The organism is Zoogloea sp., from assembly GCF_041908905.1.
GTDB lineage: Bacteria > Pseudomonadota > Gammaproteobacteria > Burkholderiales > Rhodocyclaceae > Zoogloea.
This window is the reverse complement of sequence record NZ_JAYREK010000016.1, coordinates 66,033-76,492: the sequence shown is the minus strand read 5'-3', so window position 1 is coordinate 76,492 and position 10,460 is coordinate 66,033. Positions and strand designations below refer to the sequence as shown.

The window sequence follows — 10,460 nt, the reverse complement described above, 5'->3', positions numbered from 1 at the left end:
GGCAGTCTGTCTGTCCGATCCGTCGCGCGCGTGCAGCGCCAGGAAGGGAAACGCAGGTAGGCAGGAAAGGAAAACCGGCCTGGCGGCCGGTCATGGAAAAACGGTGCTTGACAGGGAAGTCCTTAGAGTCGGGTTAGCGCAGCGTAACCCGACGATAGTTTTTTTCTTAACAACAAGCCCGCACATTCGATATAAAACTATAACAATCCTTTGTGCAGCCATGCACAAGCGATATTCATAGTTTCTTACCCCATTAACATGCCCGTACATTCGATAAAACACTATGAATGACGTTTGTACATGCACGTACAAACGATATTCATAGCTTTTTACCTTATGAACATGCCTGCACATTCGATCCAAAACTATCATGATCGTATGTGCAGGCATGTTCATCGTCTGTAGAGCCATCACCAAGCAATGCAGGCGCGGGCACACCGATTGGTGATGGTTCGCAACATCTCGGTGGCGCCCGCAGAAAGGATCTGCAAGCACCACAAAGGCATGGGCATCCACCAGCAGAGGATGTGCCCCCGGCAACAAGGCCTGCACACCCGCCCCCACACGCTGCGCACACATCACCCGAGCCCATGCGCCCACCACCAAGGCGCGCACGCGCCACACCGGGGCCTGCGCAGCTTGTCAAACTGGCCCGCGCCGGCCAGCCAATCCCCATGTCCTGAGCGAATTCCATTTTGCTATTGCGCAACACCTCCGCCAGGGAGTATCTTTAGTCAAAACAGATATAGATCAACCCACCCCACCACCACCGGAGGAGTCATGCCCAACAACGCCAACCGTCGCCTTCCCGCCCACGTCCTGCAAGCCGACCTCGACTGCATCACCGCACTCAAGGCCATCGAAGGCTACGCCCCCAGCAACCCCGCCGACTCCCTCGCCGCCATCACCGAGCTGCAGACCCGGGTGTCCGCCGCCGGCGAGCGTGAATTCCACGCCGCCAACAGCTACGCCGCCGCCCGCGACGACACCGTCCTCCTCGAGAACGAACGCCACAAACGCGTCCAGAGCATCAAGAACCAGGTCCGCGCCCAGTTCGGCAACGACTCCAACCAGGTCGCCTCCCTCGGCCTCAAGAAAGCCTCCGAACGCAAAGCCCCGAAGCGGCAGAACGGGACGGAGGGGAACGGCGCCTGAGGTGATGAGGCGGTGATCTGCAAGGCGGGTGATATGGCCTGCGTTGTGGATTTGGATGGAAAGCAAGCTGGCGCCCGAGGGGGCGCTAGTTTTTTAGGGGGGCTGGAGTGCTGCAGAGGACGGTTTGCAATGGCTTGTGACGCGAGGGTGGATCAGTGCGAAACGAGGCTACCGGATGAATTTGTATGGCCATCACTCTTGCCATTCGAATTCTGCAAATAAAGTCGCAATGCTGCGCCCAAGCTGAATCGCCGTATCCGGAACCAGCAGGTAATGCCAGCGTTTGCCGCCATGCGCTGCGGCGTGGGTATTGGCATGCCCGCACCAGCGCAACGCGGCGCGTGCCTTGGTCTGAACTTCATCCTGATCCATCTGGTCGGCCCGCTTGGGTTCGACGAGCAGGCAGGCGTCGGCAGTTTCGACGACAAAATCCGGTTCGTAGTTGTGTCCGTTCCGGTATTCGATGCGGAACTGCCCCGGTGCCGGTTTCATCCACTTGATGACCTCGGGGTCGTCTTCCAACAACTGGGCGAAACGCCACTCGCCATCCACCGACTGGAACTTCTGGTAGGGATAACAGCATTTCCTGAAGCCCTTGAACACCATCTGGCGCACCAGGCGTTTGTCGGCAATCGGCGCGCGGAAATCACGCGGATGTTCGCCAGCGGCGAGGGTGAAGCAGGCAGGTTTGAGCACATCGAAGCCCTGCGTCACCTTGCCGACGTAGTCGGTCGGGGTAATCCAGACGTGTTGCTGCATCTGCGTCCAGATGAAATCGGCAAGTTGCCGCTGCCAGTAGATCAGCACGTTTTCCAGCTTGACCTCGTCGCCGCCCAGGTGCTCGCGTAGCCGAGCGAGCAGTTGCCCGGCCAGGGCGTAGAGCAGATCGGCATGTTCGTCGTAATCGATGGCGTCCTGGTCGATCAACTGGCGGACGATGTAATCCTCGGGGCGAACCTCCTGGTTGTCGGAGCCCTCCCACTGGATGCGTGCCTGCTTGTTGTCTTCCAGATGCTGGAGCAGCAGTTCCTGGCTGACCGGCTGGAAATTGACCTTCTCCAGCCCCGCCAAGGCAAACGCCTGGAAGCGGTAATTGACTTCCCGCGTCGGCAGAATCGTGATTTGTGGCACGTCGATGGTCAGTTCGATCAGGCGCTCGGTGACGTGGCGAACGACCTCGGCCACCAGCGCATCGGGGCTGGCCGATAGGGTGGGTGTGGCGGCTTCCATGCCCGGCAGGCTGGCCTGCGGCGGGGCGGCTTCTTCCGCCAGGCGCTTCACCGCGGCAACCAGTCGCTGCTGCACGGCGGCATCGCTCAAGGCCTTGCTGGCGGGCAGCCGGCTGGCTTCCCGCTGCACCGCGCGCAGCGTGAGCTCGGCCAGCCGGGATTCTTCCGCCGTGATGGTCGGGGCTGGGCTTTCCCCGCCAAGGTCGGCGGCGAGCGCCTCGCCATCCTGCTCCGGCTGCCGGCCGGTACACAGAATGTCGAGCACCGACCCGGTATTCAGCAAATGCGGCTGCTTGTCCGGCACGTCGGCGTCTTCGGTGGCACCGATATAGACGGTCTTCTTGATGATCGACTCGGGATCGTTGGCGCGATCGACGATGTCCTGGAAGCGGTCGTGGGCGATGATGCACAGGCGATCCACCGCTTCGACGCCGGTCCGCCTGCCAAAAGGCAGACGCAGACCGCGGCCGATGGTCTGCTCGGTGAGGATTTCCGAGGCCGAGGCGCGCAAGGGCACGATGGTGTACAGGTTGGTGACGTCCCAGCCTTCCTTCAGCTTGTTCACGTGGATGACCACTTCGGTCTTTTCGTCGTGCTCCACCGCCAGCAGGCGCTGCATGGCCTCGTCGGATTCGTCGCCGGAGAGGTTGGAATGCACCTCGATGACCCGGCCCTTGTAGTGCCCCTGGAAAAAGCCATCGGATTCGATGACCGCCTTCAGCGCCGAGGCGTGGGCCGTATCCTGCGCCACCACCAGCATGAAAGGCTTGACCACCGGTTGGTTGAAGCTGCGGGCGTAGTTTTCCAGTTCCACCTTGACGAACTCGTGATGGTGGATGCCGTCCTCCAGCTTGATTTCCTCCAGCCGCTCGGCGCTGACCGAATCGGCGCGGAAATCCTTGCGCGTCGCTACTGCCGGAATCTTCACATAACCATCCTGCAAGGCGCGGGAGAGCGGGTAGTGATAGACGATGTTGGCGAACTGGCGCGGGTTGGCGCCCACCGTCTTGGGCGTTGCCGTCAGTTCGATGCCGAGTACCGGCTGCAGGTCGTTGATCGCCTTGGCGCCGGCGCTGGCGTAGTAACGGTGGGCTTCGTCCATCAGCACCACGAGGTCGGGCAAGCCGGCCAGGTAATCGAAATAGGATTCGCCCAGGTATTCCTGGTAGCGCCGCACCCGCGCCACGCTCGACTTGGCAGCGCCCTTCTTGTTGTCGCGGGCGTTGATCTTGGAAATGTTGAATATGTTGATGTGCGGCGCCGTATCGTCGGTGAACAGCTCGCCGGTGACGTTCTGCGGCACGGCGATGTCCAGGCGGACGCCGCGTCCATCCTCGTAGTCCTCGCCGGTGATCAGCACCGGCGGATTGTTCGCCAGTTCGGGAATGCCCTTGAACACGTACTTGGGGCTGCCGGGCAGGAAATCCTGCTTGAGCTTTTCGTAAATGGTCAGGTTCGGCGCGAGGACGAAGAAATGCCGGCTGCGCCCGGTGATGAACAGCCAGGCGATGATCGCCCCCATCAGCCGCGTCTTGCCGACGCCGGTGGCGAGCGCAAAGCACAGGGTGGGGAAATCGCGCTCGAACTTTTCTACCGTCGGGTATCGGGCGCGAATCGTCTTCAGCCAATGCCGGAGGTCGGCGTCCTTGCTCAGTTTCAGCCTTTCCAGCAGCTCGGCCAGGATGTCCAGCGACTCACGTTGCGGGGCGCGCAGGGAAAGTGCTTTGGTGATCTCGCTTGCAGCACGGCGTCCGTCGATGCGTTCATTCATCGGACGCTTCCTCATCGCCGGCGTTCAGCTCGAACTCATCTTCTTCCTCTGGCAGCGCTTCCGGCTCGGCAAGGACGTCGATCTTGAAGCTGTAGTCGTCCTGGTCCCACTGACACTTGTGCAGCACCGTCTTGGGGATTTTCTTCAGCGTCAGGTTGGGGAAGGCACTGGCATCGGCCATGAAAGCCTTGCAGCAGATCAGCAGCGAGCGTTCGCCGCCGACTTCCTCGCTGATGACGCGCAACTGGTCGTGGCTGAGGCTGCCGGTGGTGACGTAGATAAAGTGCGATTCGGTGCTTTGTCCGTGCTGCCAGAACTGGGTCTGGCTGGGCGCATAGGTGAAACCCATCAGCTTGCACATGGCTTCCGAGAGCATTTCGGCGTTGTAGTCCGGGTTGATCACCCAGTGGCCCCATTTGTCCTTTTTCAACAGCGACGGGGCCAGCCGGTAATAGCGGAAACCGCCGCCGCCGCGCCAGTTGACCGCCTTGGTGATGCCGCCGGGGTCCTGGCCGTCGACGACCTTTTTCAGGCGCGGCACGATGTGGGTGTGGCAGTGCTCGCCCAGCTCGACCATGATCCAGCGCCGGCCCATCTTGTGCGCGACGGCACCGGTAGTGCCGGAACCAGCGAAGGAGTCGAGGACGAGGTCGCCGGGGTTGGTGGCCAGTTCCAAAACCCGCTTAAGTAACTTTTCTGGCTTCGGAGTCATGAATACATTGTCGTCATTGATCCCCTCAAACAGGGTCCGAATTTCTATTTTTGCTTCGGCATTGGTTCCAACTTCTTCGTGGAACCAGAGTGTTGCGGGAACAACCCCTTGTTTCGCTTCACTTAAGAATTTCTTTATCCGTGGCACGGCTGTACCGTCGCGTCCCCACCATACTCGCCCATCCTTTTCTAGTTCATCGAATGTCGCTTTTGAAACACGCCAGTAGGTTCCTGAGGGCGGCGTAAAAACTTTCCCTTTGGGGGAAACAATTTCATAGCTGCCTTGGCTGTAATAATTGCGAGCCTGAATAGCATTAGTGGTCCAAGGGCCTCGAGGGTCGTTATCTTGATTTGAATACGAAGCATCTAGCTCGCTGCTTCGTGGAAGCAGATTTCTGCTCCATTTGCTCAAATCTTTCGCATATACGACGACGTACTCGTGCATGTCCGAAAAGTATTTGGCTGAGTTCTTGACCGTAAACAATTTCTGCCAGATGACCGACGCAATAAAGTTCCCCCTCCCAAACACCTCGTCACATAACACTTTCAAATAATGGGCCTCATTGTCGTCAATCGTGATCCACAACGACCCGTCCTCCGCAAGCAGCGTCCGGATGACTTCCAGACGATCGCGGATCAGCGTCAGCCACATCGAATGCTCGACCCCGTCGTCGTAATGGGTGAAGGCGCTGCCGGTGTTGTAGGGCGGGTCGATGAAGACGCATTTGACCTTGCCGGCGTATTGGCTTTCCAGCGCCTTCAGCGCCAGCAGGTTGTCGCCATGAATCAGCAGGTTGTCGTCGAAAGTCGTCGGGCCGGCTTCGGCTTGTTCGAGCAGATCGGCGGGGGCAGGCGGTGCGGCACGGTAGGAAAGCGCCTGGTCTTCGAGCAGGATGCGCGGTTCCAGCCGGGGGCGGTTCTGTTTGCCGGGCCAGGTGAGTTCAAGTTTGGTCGAGGCGGGCTTGCTGGGTTTGTCGGTCATCCGGAGATTCATTCTTCTGAGGTGAACTGCGCCAGCAGGCCGTTTTTCTCGCGGCTGGCGGCGTAGAGGGTGAGCTTGAGTTCGGTGTGGTCGATCTGCTCGTAGCGGGGGCGGCGTAGCGACAGGTTTTCGCTGGCGGTCAGGATGGTCGGCACGCCTTCGCCGCGTCGTTCGATGAGGTTCTGCCGCTTGCTGACCGGGTCTGCCGGGTAATAGCGGGAGAGCAGGTTCACCAGGGTTTCGTTGCGGGTGATGCTGTTGGCTTCCATGCTGTCCACGGTCAGGCTGTTGGGCAGGCCGCCGGGGGTGGAAAGCTCAAGCCGGTCGGCGAACAGGTGCAGGCGGATGCGAGCGCCGTGCATGGCGTAGTCGCGGTGGGCGACGGCATTGACGATGGCTTCGAAAACGGCGGCCAGGTCGTATTGCGGGATGTCGATGCGGCCGGGGCGTTTGACGGCTTCGACGCGCATGTTGCGTTTGACGAAGTTGAAGGCTTGGCGAATCTGTTCGTCGACGGGGCCGTCGCAGTCCTGGGCATCGAGCTGGTATTCGGCATTGCGTTCGCTGCCGGAATAGGCAACGCACTGGATGTAGGCGGAAGAAAGGTAATCGGCGGGGCGCGCCGTGAGCAGCAGCACGCCGCTGACGGTGAGGCGCAATTCGCCGCTTTCGTCGTCGCCGATCAGGTAGAGCTTTTTGAGTTGCGTGATTTCTGGCAAGTCGCCGCGCAGGAAGCGCGTCTTGAGTTCCGGGGCTATGGCGTCGCGCGTGGTTTGCGGGACGAGTTGCTCGTCGAAACGGATCAGCCGCACCATGCTGCGCTGCTGGAAGATGCGCGCCAGCAGCTCCGGCGACATTTCCCGCTTGCTCGAACCCACGCGGTGGAAATAGCCATGCGGGCTTTTATGCACGAATACGCTCTTGCTGACACGCACCCAGACGACGGGTTTCAGATCGCCCTGGCTGTCGGGGATTTCGAGCAGCCGGGTTTCGATGGGCAAGGGAGGGTCGATGGCGTGGCTGGCGATATTGGCCAACCACAGGTCTACGGTATCCAGGTCTTCGCGGGCGATGCCTTCGACAGTGCGGGTCTTGTCGGCAACGCCAAAGACGATGATGCCGCCACCGGCGTTGGCAAAGGCGGCGAGTTCGTCGGCGACGCTGTCCCGGCCCGGCTGATCGACCTTGTTACCCTTGATCGTAAGACTCTTGAATTCATAGGCCGAGTCTTCGCCGAGACGGACTTGGTAGAGGAGTTCGCGGATGAGGTCGGTGGTGGCTATCATGGGAACGCCTTCCGCCGGGCCGTCCCAAGGGAGGCGTAAGCCCCTCGGGGAGCAGCGAACACAGTGAGCGTGGGGGTCATTTCATTTCCTCATGAGGCTTTTATTTGCCAGCGGATGGCAAACAGGCATTGCCGTTGCGGTGTGATTTCCAGCGCGGCTTCGATGTCGCCAAGCAGGCGGTCTTCTTCGGCGTCGATACGCTTTTTCTCTTCGTGGTAGTCGAGCATGACGCGGTCGCGTTCCTGCTCCAGTTGTTTGATCGCCCGCTTGGCGGCGAGCTTTTCTTGCAGCGAGGAAAGTTGCCGTGCGGCTTTGCGGGCTTCCTTGATTTCCTGGTCGAGTTGCTTGATACGGATGTCGAGGGCGATGCGCCGGTCTTCCGCCCAGGCTTCGAGCTTTTCGGTTTCTTCACTGAAGAAGCGTTCGTTGAGCTGGAGTGCCGCGTCGAGTTTTTGACTTTCCTGTTCCGCCAGCAGCGTTTTGAAGACGGATTCGGCCTGCAACTCGGTGGCGACGTCGAGTACGCGAGCCGGCAGGGTCAGCAGGCGTTCCGCCGAAGAAGGATCGAATATCTGGCCGCCATCGCTTACTGCGGCAATCAGGAGGTGTTCGATGCGCTGCTTGGCGGCGGTCAGCGTCAGCATGTCTACCCGGAGTTCGCCGGACTGCCCGGCAAGACTCTTCAGCCAGGCGTGCTGGCCGCCTTGGTTGTGATTGAGGTCGAATTCGAGTGTGGCGACGGGTAGTTCCGGCAGCGCCTGCCTGGCTTCGGCAATGAGCTGCCCACCCAGGCCTTCGTTGGGGCGCAGGAAACGGGCGTGGCTTTGCTCGGACTCCTGCCAGCGAACGTCGTACCAGTGGCCGTCGTGCCGGACGCGGTGGGCTTCGAAGTGTGCTCCGGGCAGCATCATGCGGGCCAGCAGGAGCAGCTTTTCCTGATAGTCGTTGAGGTGCTGCTCGGTTCTTTCCTTGGTCAGGTTGAGGTGTTTGACGACGTCGACGTCAAGGTTTTCCAGCACCGAGCGTCGGGTTTCCTGGGTGCGTGCTTCGAGTTCGGTCTTGAAACGGGCTTGCAGCAGATCGAACTCGGCATCGATCTGATCGCTGCTTTTGCAGCGCTGGTAAATCTCGTGAATGTGGCGTTCGATATCGACGCCGGATTCGATGCTGCCGAGAATTTCGTCGGAGGCGCCAAAGACGCCTTCGAACAGGCGGAATTTCTCGCTGAGGAGTTCAAAGACCCGTTCGTCGGCCCGGTTGCCCTTGTTGATGAAATTGACCACGACGACATCGTTTTTCTGGCCGTAACGATGGACTCGGCCGATGCGTTGTTCGACCCGCTGCGGATTCCAGGGCAGGTCGTAATTGATCAGCAGCGAGCAGAACTGGAGGTTGATACCTTCGGCGCCGGCTTCGGTACAGATAAGGATTTCAGCCGATTCGCGAAAATGGTCAACGAGGGCGGCTTTCATGTCGGCTGTTTTGGCGCCGGAAATGCGGCCGCTGCCTTCGTGCTGTTGCAGCCAGTTCTGGTAGATGCGCTTGGAATCCAGGTCGGTGTTGCTGCCGTTGAGGATGGCGATCTTGTCGGCGTAGCCGTTGTCGGCGAGCAATTCCTTTAGGCAGGACTGGGTACGGACCGATTCGGTGAAGATGACGGCCTTGCGCTTGCCACCCAGGCGCTCGGCAAAATCGAAGGCCTTGCCGAGCACGCGCAGCAAGGCGTCGGCCTTGGCATCGCGGGCAATGCGTTCGGCGAGGGCGCGGAAGTTCTTCAGTTGCTTCACTTCCGCGGCCAGGGCCGCGGGATCGACGGTGTCTTCTTCATCGACGCCTGCTTCGTCGCTCAGGTCGTCGAGGGCGTCGTAGTCTTCGAGCGCGGTTGCCAGCGGTAGCTGTCTTTCCAGCCGTTCGATCATCGTGCTCAGGGTGCCCTGGATGGCATACGAAGACGAGGCCAGAATCTTGCGAATGACCAGCGTGACCAGATGCCGGGCACCGGGCTTGATCGACAGGATGCTTTCATCCTGCAGGTATTCGGAAACCTGCTTGTAGAGTTCGAGTTCGTCCGGCGAGGGGCGGAAGTCCTCGGTCAACGAGTAGCGGCGGGTGAATTTGATGCCGCCGATTTCCTGTACCTGCCGGCGCAAGGTGCGTTTGCAGACGGTGCGCAGGCGTTCCCGCAGGTTCTCGAATTCGGCGTCTTCAAGCTTGGGGCGGCAATAGCGTGCCTTGAAAGCATCGAGGCTGCCGAAGAAGTGCGGGTCGATGATGGCGATCAGCCCGAACAGCTCCTGAAGGTTGTTCTGCAGCGGCGTCGCCGAAAGCAGCAGCTTGGGACGACCCTTGAGGGCGGCGTCGAGACGGCTTGCGATCCTGGCGCTTTCACCCTTGTAGAAGTTGCGCAACTTGTGGGCTTCGTCGAAAACAACCAGATCCCAGGGAACCGCCGCCAGTTCGTTTTGCTTGCGCGAGGCAAATTCGTAGGAGCAGATCACCACGGCTGGTTCGCCGAAAGCGGTTTCCACCAGAAAGGGATTGCCTGCTCCATTGGCCTGAGCTTCCTTGAAGTTTCGAGCTTCCAGGATTTTTGACGGGAGCGAGAATTTCTCGACCAGTTCCTGGCTCCACTGCTTGCGCAAGGTGGCGGGAACGATGAGCAGCAGGTGGCGTTTGCGCTCGGCCCATTTCTGGGCCAGGACGAGACTGGCTTCGATGGTTTTACCGAGGCCGACTTCGTCGGCCAGGATGACGCCATTAGACAGTGGCGAAGCGAGGGCAAACAAGGCCGCATCCACTTGATGCGGATTCATGTCCACCTTGGCACCGGCGATGGTCTGGGTCAGCGCGTCGTCGGCAGCCCCCTCCAGCGACAGCCAGTGGGCGAGATAGCCGCTCTGATAGCGGGTGTACATCAGCCTTAGTCCTTTTTCTGGTATCCGTTCAGCGGGTTAAATTCGCCGACCTTTTCTCTGCGTTCGAGAAACTCGCTGACGGCCTGACGGACCAACCAGGCCAAGGAAAGCCCGTGTTGATCGGCCATTTCCTGAAGGCGCTGGAGCTGTTCGGGAGGCAGGGAGATGGTGGTGCGGATAGCCTTCATGATTAATCTTTGTGAATCACAGTGCATCATTTTAGTCGGATGAAGCGAACATTGGCGTATTTTGAGAGCGGCCGTTAGTTCGAATCGCCCCGGGTTTAATCGACTCGACTAAGTCTGCTTTCTCTGAGGCATCGGTCAATCCAACAGAAATGAGCGAACGGCTGAAGTGGCCGACCAGCTGTCGCTGAACCTGCATTGGCGGACTGGCCAAGCCCACCACCAA

6 protein-coding genes are annotated in these 10,460 nt (G+C 59.9%); 1 reads left to right on the top strand and 5 read right to left on the bottom strand.

All coding sequences use genetic code 11. The features are described 5' to 3' along the window. Positions 1–780: 780 nt before the first annotated feature. Entirely contained in the window at positions 781–1,155 is a 375-nt protein-coding gene (locus ACE3OU_RS10790; protein ID WP_374241563.1) for a hypothetical protein, read from the top strand. Between the two features lie 192 nt (positions 1,156–1,347). Here ACE3OU_RS10790 and ACE3OU_RS10785 read toward each other — a convergent pair whose 3' ends face one another. The 5 genes from ACE3OU_RS10785 to ACE3OU_RS10765 all read right to left on the bottom strand — a co-directional run bounded on the left by ACE3OU_RS10785 (position 1,348) and on the right by ACE3OU_RS10765 (position 10,237). Then, complete coding sequence (locus ACE3OU_RS10785; protein WP_374241562.1) at positions 1,348–4,155, bottom strand: DEAD/DEAH box helicase; 2,808 nt, start codon at positions 4,153–4,155, stop codon at positions 1,348–1,350. Further along, complete coding sequence (locus ACE3OU_RS10780; RefSeq protein ID WP_374241561.1) at positions 4,148–5,848, bottom strand: site-specific DNA-methyltransferase; 1,701 nt, start codon at positions 5,846–5,848, stop codon at positions 4,148–4,150. The genes ACE3OU_RS10785 and ACE3OU_RS10780 overlap by 8 nt, the downstream gene beginning before the upstream one ends. An 8-nt stretch (positions 5,849–5,856) precedes the next feature. Further along, positions 5,857–7,134: an RNA-binding domain-containing protein gene (locus ACE3OU_RS10775; RefSeq protein ID WP_374241560.1), complete on the bottom strand. Its 1,278-nt coding sequence runs from the start codon at positions 7,132–7,134 to the stop codon at positions 5,857–5,859. Between the two features lie 89 nt (positions 7,135–7,223). Next, positions 7,224–10,049: an SNF2-related protein gene (locus ACE3OU_RS10770; protein WP_374241559.1), complete on the bottom strand. Its 2,826-nt coding sequence runs from the start codon at positions 10,047–10,049 to the stop codon at positions 7,224–7,226. A gap of 5 nt (positions 10,050–10,054) precedes the next feature. Continuing rightward, positions 10,055–10,237: a CopG family ribbon-helix-helix protein gene (locus ACE3OU_RS10765; RefSeq protein ID WP_374241558.1), complete on the bottom strand. Its 183-nt coding sequence runs from the start codon at positions 10,235–10,237 to the stop codon at positions 10,055–10,057. Positions 10,238–10,460 lie beyond the last annotated feature (223 nt).

What these genes read in the sequence shown, in the direction of transcription:
- ACE3OU_RS10790 (WP_374241563.1), top strand. Translation starts at nt 781, where the DNA reads ATGCCCAACAACGCCAACCGTCGCCTTCCCGCCCACGTCCTGCAAGCC.
- ACE3OU_RS10785 (WP_374241562.1), bottom strand. Translation starts at nt 4,155, where the DNA reads ATGAATGAACGCATCGACGGACGCCGTGCTGCAAGCGAGATCACCAAA.
- ACE3OU_RS10780 (WP_374241561.1), bottom strand. Translation starts at nt 5,848, where the DNA reads ATGACCGACAAACCCAGCAAGCCCGCCTCGACCAAACTTGAACTCACC.
- ACE3OU_RS10775 (WP_374241560.1), bottom strand. Translation starts at nt 7,134, where the DNA reads ATGATAGCCACCACCGACCTCATCCGCGAACTCCTCTACCAAGTCCGT.
- ACE3OU_RS10770 (WP_374241559.1), bottom strand. Translation starts at nt 10,049, where the DNA reads ATGTACACCCGCTATCAGAGCGGCTATCTCGCCCACTGGCTGTCGCTG.
- ACE3OU_RS10765 (WP_374241558.1), bottom strand. Translation starts at nt 10,237, where the DNA reads ATGAAGGCTATCCGCACCACCATCTCCCTGCCTCCCGAACAGCTCCAG.